At 65.3% G+C, this 18,445-nt stretch carries 20 protein-coding genes and 2 tRNA genes; 9 read left to right on the top strand and 13 right to left on the bottom strand.

The genetic code is table 11. The features are described from left to right. Positions 1-252: 252 nt before the first annotated feature. Together NU1_RS22140 and NU1_RS22135 are read left to right on the top strand one after the other, a co-directional pair. Positions 253-323: transfer RNA gene (locus NU1_RS22140), tRNA-Gly, on the top strand. Between the two features lie 21 nt (positions 324-344). Then, positions 345-421 (top strand) — tRNA-Pro (locus tag NU1_RS22135). 48 nt (positions 422-469) lie between these two features. Here the strand turns inward: NU1_RS22135 and NU1_RS22130 are convergent. Both NU1_RS22130 and NU1_RS22125 read right to left on the bottom strand, forming a co-directional pair. Further along, positions 470-1,033, bottom strand: a complete 564-nt coding sequence (locus NU1_RS22130; protein WP_157552797.1) for a hypothetical protein — start codon at positions 1,031-1,033, stop codon at positions 470-472. A 250-nt stretch (positions 1,034-1,283) separates the two neighbouring features. Next, positions 1,284-1,682: a hypothetical protein gene (locus tag NU1_RS22125; protein WP_067523738.1), complete on the bottom strand. Its 399-nt coding sequence runs from the start codon at positions 1,680-1,682 to the stop codon at positions 1,284-1,286. A 160-nt stretch (positions 1,683-1,842) separates the two neighbouring features. Between NU1_RS22125 and NU1_RS22115 the strand changes: the two genes are divergently transcribed. Further along, a complete protein-coding gene (locus tag NU1_RS22115; RefSeq protein WP_503826550.1) occupies positions 1,843-2,442 on the top strand; it encodes an NsdA family TPR-like regulatory protein in 600 nt (199 codons plus the stop codon). Between the two features lie 8 nt (positions 2,443-2,450). Beyond that, the gene (locus NU1_RS22110) at positions 2,451-2,933 is read left to right on the top strand and encodes a hypothetical protein (protein WP_067523790.1); all 483 of its coding nucleotides are present in this window, start codon (positions 2,451-2,453) and stop codon (positions 2,931-2,933) included. Positions 2,934-3,165: 232 nt separating this feature from the next. Here the strand turns inward: NU1_RS22110 and NU1_RS41655 are convergent, their stop codons facing one another. The 5 genes from NU1_RS41655 to NU1_RS41650 all read right to left on the bottom strand — a co-directional run bounded on the left by NU1_RS41655 (position 3,166) and on the right by NU1_RS41650 (position 5,458). Continuing rightward, positions 3,166-3,732 (bottom strand): DUF2510 domain-containing protein, encoded by a 567-nt coding sequence (locus NU1_RS41655; RefSeq protein WP_157552792.1) that lies wholly within the window; start codon positions 3,730-3,732, stop codon positions 3,166-3,168. Between the two features lie 156 nt (positions 3,733-3,888). Beyond that, a complete protein-coding gene (locus tag NU1_RS22100; protein WP_067523735.1) occupies positions 3,889-4,332 on the bottom strand; it encodes a hypothetical protein in 444 nt (147 codons plus the stop codon). Positions 4,333-4,341: 9 nt separating this feature from the next. Then, positions 4,342-4,611, bottom strand: a complete 270-nt coding sequence (locus NU1_RS22095; RefSeq protein WP_157552789.1) for a hypothetical protein — start codon at positions 4,609-4,611, stop codon at positions 4,342-4,344. A gap of 132 nt (positions 4,612-4,743) precedes the next feature. Continuing rightward, positions 4,744-5,088 carry a hypothetical protein gene (locus tag NU1_RS22090; protein ID WP_067523733.1) on the bottom strand — a complete coding sequence of 115 codons (345 nt, stop codon included), beginning with the start codon at positions 5,086-5,088 and terminating at the stop codon, positions 4,744-4,746. Between the two features lie 211 nt (positions 5,089-5,299). Then, complete coding sequence (locus NU1_RS41650) at positions 5,300-5,458, bottom strand: hypothetical protein (RefSeq protein ID WP_157552786.1); 159 nt, start codon at positions 5,456-5,458, stop codon at positions 5,300-5,302. Positions 5,459-5,633: 175 nt separating this feature from the next. On the opposite strand from NU1_RS41650, the gene NU1_RS22080 reads away from it, so the two are divergent. Continuing rightward, on the top strand, positions 5,634-7,001 hold the full coding sequence (locus NU1_RS22080) for an NsdA family TPR-like regulatory protein (RefSeq protein WP_157552783.1): 1,368 nt from the start codon (positions 5,634-5,636) through the stop codon (positions 6,999-7,001). Next, the gene (locus NU1_RS22075) at positions 6,983-7,687 is read left to right on the top strand and encodes a RibD family protein (RefSeq protein WP_067523730.1); all 705 of its coding nucleotides are present in this window, start codon (positions 6,983-6,985) and stop codon (positions 7,685-7,687) included. The genes NU1_RS22080 and NU1_RS22075 overlap by 19 nt, the downstream gene beginning before the upstream one ends. Before the next feature lie 221 nt (positions 7,688-7,908). On the opposite strand, the gene NU1_RS22070 is transcribed toward NU1_RS22075, so the two are convergent. Both NU1_RS22070 and NU1_RS22065 read right to left on the bottom strand, forming a co-directional pair. Further along, on the bottom strand, positions 7,909-8,796 hold the full coding sequence (locus NU1_RS22070; protein WP_067523729.1) for an alpha/beta fold hydrolase: 888 nt from the start codon (positions 8,794-8,796) through the stop codon (positions 7,909-7,911). Positions 8,797-8,927: 131 nt separating this feature from the next. After that, the gene (locus NU1_RS22065) at positions 8,928-9,413 is read right to left on the bottom strand and encodes a carboxymuconolactone decarboxylase family protein (RefSeq protein ID WP_067523789.1); all 486 of its coding nucleotides are present in this window, start codon (positions 9,411-9,413) and stop codon (positions 8,928-8,930) included. 173 nt (positions 9,414-9,586) lie between these two features. Here NU1_RS22065 and NU1_RS22060 point away from each other — a divergent pair, with 173 nt between their 5' ends. Beyond that, positions 9,587-10,477: an RNA polymerase sigma-70 factor gene (locus NU1_RS22060; RefSeq protein ID WP_067523728.1), complete on the top strand. Its 891-nt coding sequence runs from the start codon at positions 9,587-9,589 to the stop codon at positions 10,475-10,477. 119 nt (positions 10,478-10,596) lie between these two features. Here NU1_RS22060 and NU1_RS22055 read toward each other — a convergent pair whose 3' ends face one another. Next, the gene (locus NU1_RS22055) at positions 10,597-11,370 is read right to left on the bottom strand and encodes a DUF8020 domain-containing protein (RefSeq protein WP_067523727.1); all 774 of its coding nucleotides are present in this window, start codon (positions 11,368-11,370) and stop codon (positions 10,597-10,599) included. A 166-nt stretch (positions 11,371-11,536) separates the two neighbouring features. On the opposite strand from NU1_RS22055, the gene NU1_RS22050 reads away from it, so the two are divergent. After that, entirely contained in the window at positions 11,537-12,016 is a 480-nt protein-coding gene (locus NU1_RS22050; protein ID WP_067523726.1) for an NUDIX hydrolase, read from the top strand. 124 nt (positions 12,017-12,140) lie between these two features. Here NU1_RS22050 and NU1_RS22045 read toward each other — a convergent pair whose 3' ends face one another. Next, the gene (locus tag NU1_RS22045) at positions 12,141-12,839 is read right to left on the bottom strand and encodes an NAD(P)-dependent oxidoreductase (RefSeq protein ID WP_067523725.1); all 699 of its coding nucleotides are present in this window, start codon (positions 12,837-12,839) and stop codon (positions 12,141-12,143) included. A 112-nt stretch (positions 12,840-12,951) separates the two neighbouring features. Between NU1_RS22045 and NU1_RS22040 the strand changes: the two genes are divergently transcribed. Further along, positions 12,952-13,671 (top strand): TetR/AcrR family transcriptional regulator, encoded by a 720-nt coding sequence (locus NU1_RS22040; RefSeq protein WP_067523724.1) that lies wholly within the window; start codon positions 12,952-12,954, stop codon positions 13,669-13,671. Positions 13,672-13,802: 131 nt separating this feature from the next. On the opposite strand, the gene NU1_RS22035 is transcribed toward NU1_RS22040, so the two are convergent. Together NU1_RS22035 and NU1_RS22030 are read right to left on the bottom strand one after the other, a co-directional pair. Next, positions 13,803-16,529 (bottom strand): polynucleotide kinase-phosphatase, encoded by a 2,727-nt coding sequence (locus NU1_RS22035; RefSeq protein ID WP_067523723.1) that lies wholly within the window; start codon positions 16,527-16,529, stop codon positions 13,803-13,805. Beyond that, entirely contained in the window at positions 16,529-18,307 is a 1,779-nt protein-coding gene (locus NU1_RS22030) for a 3' terminal RNA ribose 2'-O-methyltransferase Hen1 (protein ID WP_067523722.1), read from the bottom strand. Before NU1_RS22030 ends, NU1_RS22035 begins: the two co-directional genes overlap by 1 nt. Positions 18,308-18,445 lie beyond the last annotated feature (138 nt).

Below are 18,445 nucleotides of genomic sequence, written 5' to 3'. Positions count from 1 at the left end.
CGCGCAGTGGCCGACAGTTGCCTCCACACGGTGGCCGATGATCGCTTCGCGCTGTCGCTGACATTCGCGTCGCACTGTGACCGATGATCACTCCGTACCGTGCCCGATGGTCGCGTCGCACTGTGCCTGATGTCGCTTCGCGACATGCCGACACAGGCCCATGACGAGCCTGATTGGCATTCTGTGAGTGAGGTTCGGTACAGTCTCAGGCGCACACGACAACACGGTGGAGACACCGAGGTCGTAGGCGATGCGGGTGTAGTTCAATGGTAGAACCTCAGCCTTCCAAGCTGATGGTGCGGGTTCGATTCCCGTCACCCGCTCTAACCCCTACGGGGTCGTATCGGGGTGTAGCGCAGCTTGGTAGCGCATCCGCTTTGGGAGCGGAGGGTCGCAGGTTCAAATCCTGTCACCCCGACCATCTTTCTTCTTCTACCAGCCACTGCAGCCCAACGGTCGGTATCGAAACTCATTGAGTCCGCTGGCTTCCGCCTCGAGCGCTCCTTCCAGGAGCGTCTCTTCCAAACGTCGCCGGACCTCGAGCGGCCGGGCATTCCAGACGGAGCCGAACGGCCCAGTCGACTTCCTCGGATCTGCGGGGCAATTCGGTCACCCAGGTGCCAGTCTCCGCATGCCGACGCCACCGGCTCAGCGAGCAGGTCACCGATTCGCCGTCGCGCTCCACCTCGACCGCCATGTCCTGGAAGGGCCGCAGATGATCCGGTAACTGTGCACTCGGCAGGAACCGCACATCGGCGTGTAGCGCGAGCGTCCCGAGCTGATCGTGCTCCCAGGTATCGGTGTGTGATCGGTCGAGCAGCACAGCGCCGACCGGGACCAGGGCAATCCCCACGAGTACCGCAGCGATCAGGCACGTCAGCTTCGTGCGGCCTGTCTCGCCCCACCGGACACCTGCCAGAATCAGGCCGAAAGCCACGCACAACGCGATCAGGAGTCCGGCGGCCCACCAGTTTCCATTGAACTCGCGGGAGCCCACCTGGACCACGACTTCGTAGACATCTCGATCCGCCATGTACAGGTCCTCCCCTCGTGAGGTTGCCATGTACAAGAAGCACTTCCTCGGTCTCTCCGACAACGTTTCCTACATCGCTGAGCTGGATATCCGCTACACCCCTGCTCGCCGTCCAGCGCCGTACACGGACGGACAAGGTAGCCCCCGAAAGAGGTGAGTAGACCGTCGATCACGGATCGAGCGGCATGTGCGAAGGGCTCGCCCCACCAAAGTCTCCGATCGACGAGCCGGTGGGGCGGATCCCGTGCTTTCAGGATTGTTCGATTGCTGCGATCAACTTGGCGGCGGTCGGTCCGCTGATCTCGTAGCTCACGGTCGCTGGGGTAGCGGGCTCTCCGATGGTTGGGGAATCGGAGTTCCACTCGGCGACGAGTGACCTGAATTCGTTGTAGGGCAGTGGGACTGTGTCGCCCTCGAGATCGGCGCGTACGACGTTGACCGGTTCGTCGGCGGTGAGGCGGGGTTTGCCGACCCGCGGCCACCACAGCGGGGCCTGCTCGTCGGCGATCAGTGCCGCGAACACATCTTGTGTGGTCACCCATTCGCGGCCGTGCTCAGTGGCTATGCGGGCAGCGTCGCGGAGCAGCAGCACCAGCGCGGGGGCGGCTCCGTCGACCGTGACCCTGCATTCATGATGTTCGCTCGTCATGACGCGAGCCTATGCACCCAAGCCGCGGCCGACACACTGAACCGGGACCACGGCCGGACCTACCCGCATGACATGCGCCCCGAACACCTCCATCCCGTTGTAGAAACCGGTACCGCCCCGGCAGGTACAGAACGCTCTGTACTCGCCGTCTGGGTCGAGTATGGCGTCCACGCGTGCTCCATCGTCCTCGCACTGCCGCGGGGTAACCGCCCCGGCCGGGCCAGCACTCAGCATCACGGCCGCGAATACCGATACGACGAACACGAGCACGCGAATCATAGTGTGTAACATTGCGTTTCCTTCTATCGAGTCATCAGTCATCTATCCGTCCGATCGCGCATACGAATCGCTCGCCGTGACCGTACCGGCCGAGGGACCGCACTGGATCGGCTACTTCGACGCCGCCGAATTCGCCGGAACCACCGGTGGACGCCTGCTCGAAATGGCCCAGCGAAAGCCTGAATTCGCTGGACCGGCCGCCGAACACATCAGCCAGGCGATAGCACTGCGCAAGTCGAACCGGCTCCGCAGCACGGCGCTTGACCAACTTGGAATTGCCGAGGCCCGCATCATCGAGGGGGAAGTCAAGGAAGCCTGCCGCCTCGGCCACTTGGCCCTGACCACAGTCGAACGGACTGCGTCCGACCGTGTCCGCGTCAAACTGGCTGAGATGTACAACCGGACCAAATCTCTGGCCGACGTCCCTGCCGTCGCAGAATTCCGGGACAGAGTGCGCCCCTTGGTCGTCGCCCCGGTATAGAAGTGGCCATGACTCGTATCGGCGTCACCGGACACATGAACATCACTACCGACACGGTTCCGCTCGTCTACAACGAGATTCGTCGCGTACTCGCCGAGAATGGCGACCCGGCGAACGTTGTGGGCATCAGCTGCATCGCCCGTGGTGCCGACTCGGTGTTCGCTCGAGCAGTACTGGATTCGGGTGGTCGCTTGGAAGTCGTTCTGCCCTCCCGGAACTACCGCGAGCGCAAGGTCAAGCCTGACCATGCGCCTAAGTTCGATGAGCTGATCGCCCGTGCCGACACAGTGCGAGTGATGGACTTCGACGACGCGGGCAGGGATGCCTACGAGGCCGCGAACGAGGCAGTGGTCGGCACGTGCGACCGGCTGGTTGCCGTGTGGGATTCTCAGCCCAGCGAGAAGGGCGGCACGGGCACGGTCGTCGACCTCGCACGTGAGAAGGGCGTGCCTGTCGTGATCATCTGGCCTGACGGCGCGGCTCGCAGCTGATCGATTCCGGCTCAGCCTGCAATTCGGCCTACAACTAGCATCTTTCTATTGCTCTGACCTGTGTCGAACCGTGAAGTTATTCCACTTTGGGAGCGGAGTGTCGAATTCCCGTTCCTCGGCGCCGAGTACCGGTCACCGGCAATCGACTGGATCGAGGCATACGATCTGTGACCCGAACACAAGAGCGCCCCGGCAACCGCCGGGGCGCTCTTTGTCGTTTTCGGTGTGTGATTTACCCGCCTGTGGTGAGGTTGACGACGCAGGTATCGACCGCCTGCACGATCTCGTCACCAGGCGAGATATTCAGCGGTGCCGCAGACGCTTTCGGGAACGTCGTGTTATTCCGCGCGCCACCTGTGGATGCGTATACGGTGCCGCCCTGGATAACCCACACATCCGAACGCTCTTCCATCTGCCCATCGGTGCCGAAAATCGAGGCGCCGAAGTAGGTGAGTCCGCCGCTCGTGATCACCGTGCCGTTGCGCAGCTCGTACCCGGCATTGCTGAGTCCGACCGCAACGGAGTCGACCACAGGCTGTGCCGCTGCCTCGCACCGCGGATCGGAGGGCCCGAACGGCTGGCCGCCGACCGCCCCCGTCGTCGAGGGCGCGGTCGTTGCGGGCTCGTTCGGTGTCGCCGCCGCTGATGTGGTCGACGGCGCGGCGGCTGAGTCCTCGTCGTCTCCACAACCGACCACGGCGACGAGGGTCACGAGCAGAACAGCGACGCCGAGAATCCACGCGTTCAACTTGCGGCGCTTCTGGGCAGGATCAACCGCGGGTGGATTGGGATCGGACAAGGTAGCCCCCTAAAGAGGTGAGTGGACCGTCGATCACGGATCGACCGGCAACCACGCAGGGTTAACGGAAACCGGCCGGATGGCACGAAATGTCATGGCACAGAGTTCGCCCCGCTGAGTCCTCAGTTCGAGGCTCAGCGGGGCGAATTCGTGTTGTCAGGATCGTTCGATCATCGCTTTGAACTCGTCGGCCATCGCCCCGCTGATCTCGTAGGTGACCGACGCCGCGCTCGCGGGGCCGACGCCGGGGGGTGTCGGCCCAGGTACCCACTCGGTGACGTAGTCCCTGAATTCCGGATAGGACAGCGGCACGGTTTCGCCCTGCAGCTCGGATGTGAGCATGTTGCCTTCGGCATCCTTGCCGATGCTGCCCTTCCAGTCACGGGTGATGCGCGGTTTGTCAACGCGCGGCCACCAGAGCGGCGGATATCCATACTTGTCATCGCTTGCGATCAGCGCCGCGTACACGTCGGCATCCGAGAGGACGTTGCGGCCGTGCTCGGCGGCGATGCGCGCCGCCGCCCGGAGTAGGGGCACCAGCGAGGGTGCGGCCCCGTCGATCGTCACCCGGCATTCGAAATGCTCGCTGCGCTCGCTCATGTCGTGAGCCTAGGCGCTGACTTCGAGGCCGACGCAGGTAATCGCCATCGGAGCCCCTGCGACGGTCGCGAGGTGTGGCCCGAACACCTGCAGATCTTTGTAGATCGGGTCATCCCTGCATATGCATACAGCCTGGCTCTGATCCTCTGGGTCCAGGGTGAAGTCCACCCAACCATTCGGTGTGTTCTCGCAATCCGCAGGGCTGACGGCGGCGGCGGGTCCTGTGCTGAGCATGATGCCCGAGAACACCGCCGCGACGAACGCGAGAACGCGAATCATATTGTGTAGCATCGTATTTCCTTCTATCGAGTTGCTATTCATCTATTCGACCGGCCCGGTGTCCGGGCGGACGTCATCGCCCGAGGACGCGTTGGGTTGCGCGGCTCGGTGGATCGGGTGTTGTTGCTGCGGTTAGGGGTCGAGTCCCAGAAGTTCGCGATAGGGGCGGCGCGGCTGGTGGTGGCCGTCGAGGGAGTAGATGTCGGCGCGCGACTGCGCGATGGCCTCGATACCGATCAAGTGCGTCATGGTGGGAACGACGATCGCGATGGCCTCGGAATCGTTGTGCACCAATAGAAGTTGGCTGTATGCGGAATCGTTGGGGCCGATCAGCAGTATCGAGACAGTGGGCCGGAGCCATCGACACGGCGGATACCGCCAGCCCCGATCACCAATGAACACGTCGACCGCTTTCACGTCGAGTTCGACGTCGTCGCTGTAGGCGGTGCGGACCAGGCCGAGCGCGACCCGGCTCATCGGACTCGTCCGGAGTCCGGGACGACCTTGCCCTGTTCGACGAGGGTGTTCCATGCGACCGATTTCGTGACGCAGTTCTCGCGGTCGCACTCGGCGTGCACCTGCCACGCGCGGTGTGGATTCACCTGTGCCCAAACGGGATTGAGACAGCTAAGCATTGCCTCGATGTTCCCGGCGTCAGCTTCTTCCGGAATGGTTACGAGGTCCACGCTCACCACCCCCGCAGTGGGACGAAGGTGCGCTGCTCGGCTGCTAGCCGCGCCTGGATCTCGGCGACGGTCGGTCCTTGGCGGCGGTGCGGTGTGTGGCGGGTGGCTATGGCGGCAACTAGTACTAGCGCTGTCGTGGTGATTACGAGGATGATTTCCATGTCGGGTGTCTCCAGCTCCCTGGAACGGTTTTGGAGTGCACCCGACGCCAGGATGAGGGGCGTGGACCTAACGTCGGGTGCCTACTCAACTGTTCTGCCGGGCGGCTTTCGAAAGAAGTGACCCAGCGTGTACCGCGCGGGTACTCTCGAGGCACCGACGGGCACAGGGGAACCGATGAGCATTTGCGCGCGGTGGACGGGCGTCGAAGCAAAGGCTTTCAGGGAAGCGACTCGGCTGAAGCAAGAAGCATTCGCCGAGTATGTTGGCGTCGCGCATGACACAGTAAAGAAGTGGGAGCGCCGACTCGGCGATATTCGTCTGAGTAGCGATTACGCCGCGCGAATGGATGAGAAGCTTGACGCGGCGGATTCGGCGGTAACGCAACGCTTCTGGTCGCTCTTGCAGAGACCGACTAGCGTGAGCGTCGACGTCCTTGGGCTCCAACCCCTGCGACCAACAAAGGATTCGGAGGCGGACGACTACATCGTCGTCTCAGCTCGGACACTCACAGGAGAGGTCACGTTGGTGGCGGTGCCACGTCGAAACTTCGTGCTCGGAATCGGTGCCGGAGCGGTCGGCGCAGCGATGTCCGGAGTGTCGGGACCGTCGTTGGCGGACAAGGCATTGGCAGGCATATACGCCAACGCTGCAATCGACCATGTCGGACATTTCGACAAGCTGCGCATGTCGCTGATCGAATCCGACAATGTCTACGGCTCCGCACAGACTTTGCCCCATGTCCTCAGCGCCTTGAATCTGCTCGAACAGCTCAAGCGTGGTGGGGTGGGAGACGCGCAAGGCATCCTTCGGATGCGCGCGATGTTCGCCGAAACTGCGGCATGGCAATACCAAGACCAGCGGGACTTCGTGAACGCTGAGCACTGGGTAGCGAAAGCGCTGCAATGGTCCCACCAGCTCGCCGACGACTACTACATCGGATTGTCGCTGGTGCGCATGAGCCAATTGGCATGCGATCAGGGCGATGCGAACGAGGCCGAGGAGTTGGCCAACGCCGCTCGGCGCAGTGCGCCAGACGATTCGCTGTTCTCTGCGGCCGCGCTAACCTTCCGTGCCCACGCTTTGGCGCTGGCTGGCCATTCCCATCGCAGCGCGCAGACCTACGACGCCGCGCGCAAGATCGTGGCACGAGCTGACCCCGACCCAAAGTGGGGCATGTTCCTCGACGACTCCTACATCGACGCCTACCAAGCGCACACCTACGCCGAAACCGGTGAGTACCGGCGTGCCACAACCCAGTTCGCTGACGCCATGGCCCACATGCAACCGGACTACCCGCGTGACAAGGGTGTCTATCTCGCCCGCACCGCGGTCGCTCACATGGCCGCAGGCGATATTGAACAAGCGGCCTCCGCCGGACTGCAATCTCTCGAAATCGGCATCGGCACAAGGTCGGCGCGCATCCTGTACGCGGTCCGGCGACTGTCAGGCATGATCGATGCTGCCAGCACACAGATAGGCGTCGCCGAATTTCACGATGCCTTCGCGACCTGGGAGGCCGAGAGTTGCCCCGACCGTATGTAGTTCTCTCCGTCGCCGTCAGCCTCGACGGCTACATCGATGACACCATCCCCGAACGCCTGTACCTCTCGAACGATCAGGATTTCGACGGCGTCGACCAACTGCGTGCCGAATGCGACGCCATCCTCATCGGGGCCGAGACCGTGCGCCGGGACAATCCGCGGCTGTGGTTGCGCAGCGAGGAACGACGTCGAGCGCGCGTCGCGGCCGGAAAGGCCTCGAATCTGCTCAAGGTGACGGTAACCAGGTCGGGTGATATCGACCCGGAAGCCCGGATGTTCCACCACTACATCGAGGGCGGTAAACCACTGGTGTACACCACCATCGAGGGAGCCGAGAAGATCGGCGACGGCCTCAGCGCGGTTGCTGAAGTTGTGGGGATCGCCGACCCCGACTTCTGGGGCACGATGCTCGACGACCTCGGCGGGCGCGGTGTCCAGAAACTGATCGTCGAGGGCGGCACACAGATCCACACAGCCTTTCTGGAAGCCGGACTAGCGGATGAGCTTCGCTACGCAATCGCGCCGCTCCTCATTGGCCAGAGCGCGGCACCACGATTCGTCAACCCTGCGGAGTTCCCAGGCGGTTCACGACGCCGACTGGAGTTCGTCGACGCTACTGTGCTCGATGACGTTGTCGTGCTGCGCTACTGCCCCAAGAGGACAAGCGCTACTCCCGCCGGTTCATAGGCCGCGGTCTACCCGGCTGCAAACCTCGACTCGATTTTGTGTTTGTAGCCTGCAATTCAGCCTACAACTGGCACGTTTTATGGCTCTGACCTGCGTGTCACCATAAATATATTCCGCTTTGGGAGCGGAGTGTCGAAGGTTGAAATTCGTTCAATCCGAACACACTTCAGTCTTTCTGGCGCTGGTCAAGGTGCATATCGCGGAGACCGATCCCGGAACCCCTACGCCCCCGAACCACCAGTGCGGGTGACGATCTCGGCAATGCGCTCCACGGTCTGCTGTGCGCTGTCCTCCGGAAAGAAATGCTTGCCCGGCACGACATCCGGACCGGGTAGCCCGGCGGCGTCGGCGGCTATTCGACCATGCCTTTCGAGGGTGAGGACCGGGTCGTCGCGGGCCCAGACAACCTGCACCGGATACTCTTTCGCGGCCAGCACCTGGCGGTATCGCGCGGTCTTCTCCGGGGTGGTCTCGAAGGAGTGCATGATCTGGAGGAATGCGCGTCCGCCGTCCACGCGTGTCAATAGCATGCGGTGGAGGTCGATTTCGGCGGCGGTGGTCGCAGTTCCGGGCGCGAGTCCTATCCATCGCATCAGAATCCGGAATATCGGGCCGCGCCCGCCGGCCAACCAGAGGCGATCCAGGCCCGGGATCGCGAACGGCGCCATCGACCATGGTTTGTGGAATGTGTGCGCGTCCACGATGGTGTCGAGAACTGTCAGCGACGCGATCCGCTCCGGCATTCGCGCGGCGACCTCGAATCCGATGGGGCCGCCGATATCGTGCACCACCAGATGGAACCGCTCCAGGCCCAACGCGTCGACTGTCGCGGCCAGATGCCGCCCCAGACCGGTCCAGGTGTAGTCGAAATCCGTCGGCCGCGCCGACAGTCCGAGTCCCGGCAGGTCGGGGGCGATCCCACGCAGCCCCTGTGCCGCCAGCTCATTGAGCACTCGCCGCCACAGATAGCTCGACACCGGAACCCCGTGTACCAGAACTACCGGGCGACCCGTGCCCTCGTCTCGCACGAACGTCCGCACCCCGCCGACGTCGAGGTAGCGGCCGGCGGCCTCATGTTCCCGGAGCAATTCCCCGATACTTGTCGCCATAGCGCCCAATCATGCTCTTCGCCCGGGTGCACAACCAGCCCGGCGATCGCGGCCGCCTCGTCCCGACAGACGGAGCGCACGGGCCGGCCCGAATCGAGTAATTCTGGGCCGGACCGGGATTCGGCTGCCGTTCAGCTCTTCATACTGGCGAACATGCCGGGCTCGTAGGAACCCGCCGGGGTGCGCACGGTGACATTGATCCGGTTGGCCGCGTTGATCATGGCCACCAGGGCGATCAGTGTGGCGATCTGGTCGTCGTCGTAGTGTTTGCGCACCTGGGCCCAGGTGTCGTCGGAGACACCGTGGTGGGCGTCGGCGAGCCGGGTGGCCTCCTCGGTGAGTGCCAGGGCGGCGCGTTCGGCCTCGGTGAATACGGTGGCTTCGCGCCAGGCCGCGACCAGGTTGAGGCGGACCGCGGATTCTCCGGCGGCCGCGGCGTCCTTGGTGTGCATATCTGTGCAGAAACCGCAGCCGTTGATCTGGCTGGCGCGGAGACTGACCAGCTCCTGGGTGGACTTCGGCAGCGGCGACTGGTCGATTACCGAGCTGACATTGACCATTCGCTTGGCGAACTTGGCACCGACCTCGGTGCTCATCAGGTTGAAGCGGGCATCCATGACGTCGTCCTCCTCGTGGTGTTTCGTTCGGACGAACATGAGACACCGCCGACTCGAACCCTGTGACAGCGCCGATCATGTGACGTGTGCCACCGATCGCGGGTGTCACAAAACCGGGGGAACCGGTGTCTGGTGCGTGACACAGTCGAAAGGGAACAGATTGGAGCGCACCCATGAGCGAGCGCATGGACTCCGCGACCGAGACGTTCGTCGCCCACCGCAATCTGCTGTTCACCGTCGCCTACGAGATGCTCGGCTCGGCCGCCGACGCGGAGGACGTGCTGCAGGAGACGTGGCTGCGCTGGGTGGATGTCGATCTCGACACGGTGCGAGACCGGCGCGCGTATCTGGTCCGGATCACCACCCGCCAGTCGCTCACCCGGTTGCGCACGCTCGGCCGCCGCAGAGAGTCCTACGTCGGCCCCTGGTTGCCCGAGCCGTTGCTGACCTCGCCCGATGTGGCCGAGGATGTCGAGCTGGCCGACAGCGTATCGATGGCCATGCTGCTGGTGATGGAGACACTCACCCCGACCGAGCGCGCGGTCTTCGTACTGCGCGAGGTATTCGACGTGGGCTATGACGAGATTGCCGAAGCGGTCGACAAGACCCCGGCCGCGGTTCGCCAGATCGCCCACCGTGCGCGCGGACACGTCGCCGCGCGTCGACCTCGCGGAGTCGTTTCCCAGGCCGAATCCCGAGGTGCGCTCGCCGCGTTCCAGCGCGCGGTCGAGACCGGTGATCTGCAGGGCCTACTCGATATGCTCGCGCCGGATGTCGTCCTGCTGGGCGACGGTGGCGGGGTCGTGCAGGCCATCCTACGACCCGTCCAGGGGGCCGGCCGGGTGGCTCGCCTGCTGACCATCGGGCTGCGCAAGTTCAGTGGCGAGGTGTCGATCGAGCCGGTGCAGGTCAATGGTTGCCCTGCGCTGGTCGTTCGGATCGATGGGAAGATCGACGATGTCGTGGCGGTGCGCATCGACGACGGTTTGATTACCGGGCTCTACATCGTGCGCAATCCGGAGAAACTGTCGCGGATCGAGCGGGAGACCGCCGTGAGTCGCTGAGTCCGCACTCGCCGTCGGGACTTCCGGAACCGGTCTGGGACAAGGCTTTCGGCACCCACCGCGCTGGCGGGGGCCATCGCTTTTTCGGAGAGCTGTTCTCTTCCGGCGGCCCTGGGGCGCTACCTCGGCTGTGCTTGCTCCGGAGCCGCCGCCTGGGGTTTATCCGCCCACCTGGTGGTGCCGTCCGCGGCCTGCACGGTGGTCAGGTAGTCGATGCCGGAGGCGATCAGGGTCGGACCGCCGACAATGATGGTGCCCAGAATGCCGCCGACGCTTGCCCCGGTCATGAGGCCGCCGATACAGCCCGCGACGATGGTGGCCACACAGCCGATGGTGGCGCCGATCGCGGTGCCCACGAAGCCGCCGATGGAGGTGGCGAGGCCGAAATGGGTAATGAACTCATTGAGGGCGCGCTGGTTTTCCGACTGTGAGGCAATCGGTTTCACGGCCAGCGGCTCGGTGATATCCAATCCGGCGGGTTTCTCCGGCGTGAGCTGTAGGACGCTACCGTCCTTCTCCACGGTGGGCGCGACCGGAATCTCGTAACCGGCGAAGCGGAAGTCGAGCGGGAGGGTCAGGGCCACACGCCCCTGCGCATCCACCACATCGACGACGTCCACCACGTCGGCGATATCGGCGGCGGAACCGTCCGATCGGACCAGGAGACCGTCACGTTCGGTCAGGCGTTCCACACCGCCGTCGGTCAGTTCGGTATCGAGGGCCTTGGATAGTTCGAAGGTGCCGCCCTGGAGCGTGGTGACGACCATCTTGTCGACGAGCTTGGTCGAGTAGGTGAGGTTCGGCGTCTCCGGCTGGGCGTGCGCGGACGCCGCTCCGAGGACCAGCGCGCCGATCACCAGGGTGGCTGCCGCGGGGGTGCTGCGGAACTCCATGCGGTATTCCAATCCGTCATCAGGTGCCTGCGATCAATCGCGGAAAGCCTAGTGGAACTGCAAGAGCACCAGACCGTTTCACTCCGAGACGTCTGGTTTGTCGCGATGCGGAGATGATGCTGTCATGATGCCCACCGGTCTGTTTCGCCGGTGGCAGACTGCAGGAATGACGACCAGGTTCAGTGCGGGGGTCCTGTTGTTCCGCCGCTCACCCGACCTCGAGGTATTCATCGGGCATATGGGCGGCCCGCTGTGGTCCCGCAAGGATCGCAGTGCGTGGTCGATCCCCAAGGGCGAATACGACCCCGCCACCGAGGACGCACCCGATGCGGCTCGCCGCGAATTCACCGAGGAGGTCGGTCTGCCGGTCCCGGAGGGGGAGTGGGTGCCGCTGGGGGCTGTCGAATACGGCAGCGGCCGCGGGCGGAAACAGGTGTCCGTCTGGGCGGTGGAGGCGGATCTCGATCCGGCACAGGTGAATCCGGGGATGTTCGAAATGGAATGGCCGCCGCGCTCGGGACGCTACGCCACATTTCCGGAGATCGACCGGGCGGAGTGGTTTACGCCCGAGGACGCGCTCGAGCGGTTGGTGGCCGGTCAGCGGACATTCCTGGATCGGTTGGCCGAGTGGGTGGCCGGGAACTGACGCGGTCGCGCGACCGCCACCGATAGTTGGCGCGAACGGTGTTTCGTGCACTATCTCGCTCGGATGTGCGAGATCTGCTCGAACAGAACGGATAGTGCACGAAAATGCCACTTCAGCGACCCGCTCAGTATCCGATCGTGAAGCGCCGCTGTACGAATTGTGGAAGTTCGGCCTCGTCGATCAGGGCGACCGCTGCGTCCTCGAAGGAGATGTGGCTGTTGCCATCGGCATCCATCACGGGCTGATCGGTCCCGAGGCGGAACCGGCCGGTGCGTTCGCCGGGTGCGATGAGTTCGGCCGGGCTGAAGTAGGTCCAGCGCCGGTTCGATGTGCGCAGCACATTGAGCGCCTCGCGGTGGCCGCGCACGGCGAGTGCGTAATCGGCGGGTAGGCCGAGCTCGGCCAGTAATTCGCCGAGCCGCTCATGGTCAGCGGCCACCCGGCCCGGCTCGGACTCCAGGCTGCCCGCACCGCCGACCACGATCAATCGCGTCCGCGGATGGGTGTTCAGCGCCTCCAGCAGTGATCGCGCGGCCGTGGCGTAGACGGTGGGGTCGGCGATCGACCGTGCCACCGTATCGTCGAAATCCTGTGCGGCATTGCCGGGTTGATAGCAGCTGACGAGCACGTCGAGGCCGGGGAGCTGGGCCGCGACCGCAGCGCTGTCGAAGACGTCGAGCCCGACCCAGGTCAGCTTCGGGTGGGTGACCGTCGCGCGGGTGGCATCCCGAGTGAATGCCGTGACGTGGTGGCCACGCGATAGGGCCTCGGTGACCACGTGCTGCCCGATATTGCCGGTAGCGCCGATGACTCCGATGAACATGACTTCTCCTGGAGTTGAAGAAACTGGAGCCGGGACGGCCCTGTGAGAAAAGTATACGGCGTGCAGTTTTTGTGCAATGTCTAGTTTTCTCACACGGATGTAGGGTGATGGAATGGCCCTTGCGACACCGACCCGGCGCGAGCGACGTCGCACCGAGACGACAGCGGAGATCAAGGACGTCGCGCTGCGGCTCATGGCCGCGGGCGGACCGGGTGCGATCACGCTGCGGGCGATTGCCCGCGAGATGGGGATGACGGCCAATGCCGTGTACAGCTATTTCGCGACGCGCGACGATCTCGTGACGGCGCTGATCCAGGATGTGTACGGGGAGCTCGCCGATGTGGTGATCGCGGCGCGGGAGGCGCGCGATGCCGAGGACGTGGCTGCTCGAATCATGGCTTGGGCCTGTGCTTTTCGTCAGTGGGCCCTGGCCAATCCGGAAGGGTTTCGGCTCATCTACGGCGATCCCGTGCCGGGCTACGCGGCTCCCGAAGGTGGTGCCGCGCCCGAGGCCGAACATCGGGTGTGTGCGGGGTTGACCGAGTTGGCCGCCGGTGCCTGGCCTACAGCGGAACCGCTGTACGCGGACTACCGGTTCGAATGGTCGGACTTCGATTCGAGTCTGGTGGCGGAGACCCAGGCGGAATTCCCAGGGCTACCGCCCGCCGTTATCGCTGTCGCCCTGCGGATTTGGGGACACCTGCACGGTCTGGTGTCCCTGGAGATTCGCGGGAACCTGGGTGCGCAGACCACCAACCCCGAAAAGCTCTACCGCAATGAGGTTTACGCCCTTATTCGCTCCTTCGGGCTCGCCCTGCCGAAGGATAACTGAGGTAGCACGCGTAATGCGGGCGCGGTCACGATGTCGCCGGGATCATGGGATTCAGTGCCGACACCGTGCCTGGGGCTTGGGCCGCGGCCCACCGAGGTGATCTCGGTGGGCCGCGCACCTCGTGTGTGGTGTTACAGACGCGGATCCACCGGTTCGGTCTCCAGTGCCAACACCGCGAACACCGCCTCGTGAACGCGCCACAGCGGCTCCTCGGCGACGAAGCGATAGAGCGACTCCAAGCCCAGGGCGTATTCCCGCAGCGCCAGTGAGCGCTTCCGGCCCAGGCCGCGCTGCCGCAGCCGCTGCAGATTCTCCGGGCGCAGGTACTCCGGGCCGTAGATGATCCGCAGGTATTCCGGCCCACGGCATTTCACGCCCGGCTGCACCGGTCGTTCGCTGCGGGTGCCGGTCCCGAGGGTGAAGGAGTCCAGTGGCTTCACCACCATGCCCTCACCACCGACCGAGGTGAGTTCGGTCCACCATGCGGTGGCTGCCGCCTCGCTGGCGAGCCCGTCGCCGGTCGTGCTCACCGCGCCGGAGGTGGCCGTCGCCGCGATGGCCGCGGCGTCCGCGCTGTCGGAGGCCGTCGCCGAGTCGATGGCGGCGTTCTCGTCGGTCGCGGGGTTCACGCCGTTGGTAGCCGACGCCCCGGTGGCGTCGGTGAGGTCCACGATCATGCGGCGGGTGGGCGTGAACAGTTCCGGGTCGGCGGCGATCAGTCGATCGATCCGAGCCAAGTGCCAGTTGTGTTCGCGCACGGCGTAATTCACGCCACTCGCGGCCAGGATCTGGAACGGTGCGAGGCGGACGCCGTCGAGGCCGTCGACCGGCCAGCAGTAGCGGCCGTATGCCGTGGTGAACGCCTCTGCGTCGGTTCGCCGAGCGGTTGTACGTTCAGCGAGGTGGCCCACCTCCAGTCCGCGTGCGGTCGCCGCCGCGAGTACTCCCTCGGCCGCACCGAGGGAGGCGCGCGCCGCCGCACCCACGGCCGCGTACTGCGACCGCAGCAGCCCCATGGCCTTGGCCGACCACGGCAGCAGCTCGGCGTCCAGGAGTAGCCAGTCGGTGCCCAATTCCTCGAACAGTCCGGCCTTTTCGGCCGCCACCCGGACCCGCGCGACGAGCGTTTCCGTCTGAGCGGCGTCGTCGAAGAACGGCCGCCCGGTGCGGGTGTACACCGCACCGGTACTGCCGTCCTCGATACCGAACCGGTCCCTTGCGGCTTCAACCGTCCGCGCCACCACGACGACGGCCCGCGAACCCATGTGCTTCTCCTCGCACACCACGGTCCGTACGCCCTCGGAGCGGTAGTACTCGAACGCCTGCGCTGGATGTTCCAGGTATCCGTCCAAAGTCGAAGTGGCACAGGGTGACATGGTCGGCGGCAGGTACACCAGCCAGCGGGGGTCGATGGCGAACCGGCTCATGACTTCCAGGGCCGCGGCCGCCGCATCCTCCTGGACGCCGACGCGACCGAGGTGCCGGGTCTCGACCACGCGGCGACCGATCACATCATCTAGATCCAGTACGCCCGGATCCCGATGTACCGCACCGTCGGCACCCACGATGTCCGGTGCTTCCAGTGGGCGCGTCGGCTCGAACCAGACCTGTTCCGCGGCAACCGAAACCGTTTCCTTCTCCGGATAGCGCAGCGCGCTCAGCCGGCCGCCGAACACCACTCCGGTATCCAGGCACAGCGTGTTGTTCACCCACTGCAGGTGGGTGACCGGCGTGTGCCCGTACAGCACGGTGGCGCGACCGCGATAGTCGGTCGCCCACGGGTAGCGCACCGGGAAGCCGTATTCATCGGTCTCACCGGTGGTTTCGCCGTACATGGCGAACGAGCGCACCCGGCCCGACGCACGACCGTGGAACTCCTCCTTCAGGCCCGCGTGCGCCACCACCAGGTTGCCGCCGTCGAGGACGTAGTGGCTCACCAGACTTCGGCACCACTCCAGGGCGGTCTTGCGGAATACCGGGTCCTCGGCCTCCAGTTGTTCGAGTGATTCGGCCAGGCCGTGCGCGATCTTGACCTTGCGGCCGTCGAGTGCCCGCACCAGCTTGAATTCGTGGTTTCCGGTGACGCACAGGGCATTCGCGGACGCCACCATGCCCATGACGAGTCGCAGGACACCCGGGGTATCGGGACCGCGATCGACCAGATCGCCGACGAAAACGGCGGTACGCCCGTCCGGGTGCCGCGCGTCCACCGCGCGCCCCAGTTCGTCGCGGAGCAGCTCGTAGCCGAGCTGCCCGAGCAGCGTCTCCAGTTCGGAGCGGCAGCCGTGCACATCGCCGATCACATCGAAGGGCCCGGTCAGCTCGCGCTTATCGTTCCACAGCCGTTCGTTCACGATGGTCGCGGCGTCGATCTCCTCGACCCCGCGCAGTACGTGCACCTTGCGGAAGCCCTCGCGCTCCAACTGCCGCAGACCGCGCCGCAGCTCCCGCTGCTGGCGCACCACCACGTGCGAGCCCAACTCCGCGCGATCGGGGCGCAGTGCGTTGCGTTCCAGGCACACTCGATCCGGTACATCCAGCACGATCGCCACCGGCAGCACATCGTGCGCCCGCGCCAGTTCGATCAGCTCGCGACGAGCGGTGGGCTGCACATTGGTGGCGTCGACCACCGTGCGCAGGCCCAAGCGCAACCGGGTCCCGGCAATGTGGTGCAGCAGCGCGAACGCCTCGGGCGTCGCCGCCTGATCGTTCTCGTCATCGCTCACAATGCCGCGACACACATCCGAGGATACGATCGCCGTCGACCGGAAGTGCTTGTGCGCGAACGTCGACTTCCCCGATCCGGTACTGCCGATCAAAACGACCAGCGCGAGCTCCGGAATGGACAGCTCAGCCATTACGCGGCCCCCTTCTCATCGCCGTCGTTGGTTACCAGCGCGGTGCCCTTGGTGAACACCGCCATTTGCGTCGATGCGCCCAATGCCTCGTCCTCGACGCCGATCGGCTCGAATCGCACCTCATACCCGTACTTCTCACAGATGCCGCGAGCCCAGGCCGCGAATTCGCACCGGCTCCATTCGAATCGGTGGTCGGAGTGCCGGAACTTCCCCGCGGGCAAGGTCTCGTAGAGCGCGTTGTACTCACTGTTCGGCGTCGTCACGACCACCGCACCGGGAGCCGCCGACCCGAATACCGCGTGCGCGAGCGCGCCGAGCCGAGGTGCGTCCACATGCTCGATCACCTCCATGAGCACCGCCGCGTCATATCCGCGCAGCGCGGCATCGGTATACGTCAACGCACCCTGCCGCAAGCTCACCCGCCGCGCCTGCCACTCCGGCACGCGCGCGAGCCGCCGCTTGGCGATCTGCAGCGACCGCATCGCGACATCCACACCCACGATCTCGGTGAATGCCTTGTCCGCCAACAGCTCCCGCAACAGCGCGCCCTCACCGCAACCGAGATCGAGCACCCGATGCGCGCCGACCTCGTGCAATGCCCGGATGACGGCCGCACGCCGAGTGACAGCCAGCGACGGCATACTCCCGCCCGCGGCGGCGTTGTCCGCACCCGCACCCGCGATCGTGGGCGCGGTTGTCGCCGCTACTGCACGCGAACCCGTGCCGTCCACCGCCACGGTCCCTGCCCCCGTCGTTCCGGCACGCTTTTGGCCGGAATCCACTGCGATCGGCTGAGCCACCCCTGGTGCGGATCCCGGCCAAAAACACGCCGGGATGACGGAGCGATAGCGCGCCGAAGGGCTCGCGAGGTCATCCGCCGTCGTCGCATCGACCGCACTAGCGGATTCGGCTGTGGAAGGCGCAGTCTCCGAAGGGGCTTCGCGCCCTCCCGCGCTGTCCGTCGTCCCGGAGTCCGCGAGGTCGTCGCCGACCTCCTCCACTGCCCCGAGTGCTTCCGCCTCCAGGTCATCCACTTCCGCCAACCGCGCCAACGCCACCCGCACCAGCGACTGCCGCCGCGCCAGATACCGCCGGGTAATCCAGGCCCGCTCCGGATGCGACGCCAACCACCCCTCGCCGAACCGCAGCAGCTTGTCGATCTCGGCCTCGTCGAGCCAGTAGTGCTTACTCCCGTCCAGCACCGGCAGCAGGACGTACAGATGGGTCAGCGCGTCGGCCAGCCGCAGCTCGCCCGCCAACTCCAACCGCACATAATGCGAATCACCCCAGTCGGGGAACGCCGGGTCGAGCGGGAGCGGGGTCGCCGTCACGGTCCAGCCCAGCGGCGCGAACATGCGCCGCACCGTTTCCGGGCCACCCTTGCAGGCCACCGCGGGCAGTTCGATCCGCAAGGGCAGCGCGGTCGCGGCCAGTTCGGGACGCTGTGCACACCGGCCGTGCAGCGCCGACCCGAATACCTTCGCGATCGTCACCGCCAACAGCGACGATGCCGCGTACGGCCGGTCGTTCACGTACTGGCCGAGGCTGAACTCCGGTGTGCCGCGCGACTTTCCGCGCACCAGCCGGACCGGATCGACCTCCAGCAGCAGTGCGGCCGTACAGCGCCGATCGTCGGTCTCGGGGTACATCACATGCGCTGTTCCGTACGACTGCTCGAAAGCCTGAACCCGCCCGGGGTTCTTGTGCAGCAGGTATCCCAAATCGCCAGCCGCCCAGGCGGCATCGTCGGGTCGCGTACAGGTAATGGTCAACAGCACCTGGCGATGGTCCCGTACCCCCCTGACTGCCTGCAATCGAAATAGCGGGCAGGCCGGGCGCGATCCGCCGCCGCGATCGGTCACCCGGCCCCCTCGTGTAGGTTCGGCGCGGACATCGCCGCCGCACGATGGCGGCCG

The sequence above is a fragment of the Nocardia uniformis NBRC 13702 genome (assembly GCF_001613345.1).
GTDB classification, from domain to species: domain Bacteria; phylum Actinomycetota; class Actinomycetes; order Mycobacteriales; family Mycobacteriaceae; genus Nocardia; species Nocardia uniformis.
The sequence above is the reverse complement of the archived record's forward strand: the minus strand, read 5'-3'. Positions and strand labels throughout refer to the sequence as shown.

What these genes read in the sequence shown, in the direction of transcription:
- NU1_RS22130 (WP_157552797.1), bottom strand. Translation starts at nt 1,033, where the DNA reads ATGGCGGATCGAGATGTCTACGAAGTCGTGGTCCAGGTGGGCTCCCGC.
- NU1_RS22125 (WP_067523738.1), bottom strand. Translation starts at nt 1,682, where the DNA reads ATGACGAGCGAACATCATGAATGCAGGGTCACGGTCGACGGAGCCGCC.
- NU1_RS22115 (WP_503826550.1), top strand. Translation starts at nt 1,843, where the DNA reads ATGGCGTCCACGCGTGCTCCATCGTCCTCGCACTGCCGCGGGGTAACC.
- NU1_RS22110 (WP_067523790.1), top strand. Translation starts at nt 2,451, where the DNA reads ATGACTCGTATCGGCGTCACCGGACACATGAACATCACTACCGACACG.
- NU1_RS22100 (WP_067523735.1), bottom strand. Translation starts at nt 4,332, where the DNA reads ATGAGCGAGCGCAGCGAGCATTTCGAATGCCGGGTGACGATCGACGGG.
- NU1_RS22095 (WP_157552789.1), bottom strand. Translation starts at nt 4,611, where the DNA reads ATGATTCGCGTTCTCGCGTTCGTCGCGGCGGTGTTCTCGGGCATCATG.
- NU1_RS22090 (WP_067523733.1), bottom strand. Translation starts at nt 5,088, where the DNA reads ATGAGCCGGGTCGCGCTCGGCCTGGTCCGCACCGCCTACAGCGACGAC.
- NU1_RS41650 (WP_157552786.1), bottom strand. Translation starts at nt 5,458, where the DNA reads ATGGAAATCATCCTCGTAATCACCACGACAGCGCTAGTACTAGTTGCC.
- NU1_RS22080 (WP_157552783.1), top strand. Translation starts at nt 5,634, where the DNA reads ATGAGCATTTGCGCGCGGTGGACGGGCGTCGAAGCAAAGGCTTTCAGG.
- NU1_RS22070 (WP_067523729.1), bottom strand. Translation starts at nt 8,796, where the DNA reads ATGGCGACAAGTATCGGGGAATTGCTCCGGGAACATGAGGCCGCCGGC.
- NU1_RS22065 (WP_067523789.1), bottom strand. Translation starts at nt 9,413, where the DNA reads ATGGATGCCCGCTTCAACCTGATGAGCACCGAGGTCGGTGCCAAGTTC.
- NU1_RS22060 (WP_067523728.1), top strand. Translation starts at nt 9,587, where the DNA reads ATGAGCGAGCGCATGGACTCCGCGACCGAGACGTTCGTCGCCCACCGC.
- NU1_RS22055 (WP_067523727.1), bottom strand. Translation starts at nt 11,370, where the DNA reads ATGGAGTTCCGCAGCACCCCCGCGGCAGCCACCCTGGTGATCGGCGCG.
- NU1_RS22050 (WP_067523726.1), top strand. Translation starts at nt 11,537, where the DNA reads ATGACGACCAGGTTCAGTGCGGGGGTCCTGTTGTTCCGCCGCTCACCC.
- NU1_RS22045 (WP_067523725.1), bottom strand. Translation starts at nt 12,839, where the DNA reads ATGTTCATCGGAGTCATCGGCGCTACCGGCAATATCGGGCAGCACGTG.
- NU1_RS22040 (WP_067523724.1), top strand. Translation starts at nt 12,952, where the DNA reads ATGGCCCTTGCGACACCGACCCGGCGCGAGCGACGTCGCACCGAGACG.
- NU1_RS22035 (WP_067523723.1), bottom strand. Translation starts at nt 16,529, where the DNA reads ATGGCTGAGCTGTCCATTCCGGAGCTCGCGCTGGTCGTTTTGATCGGC.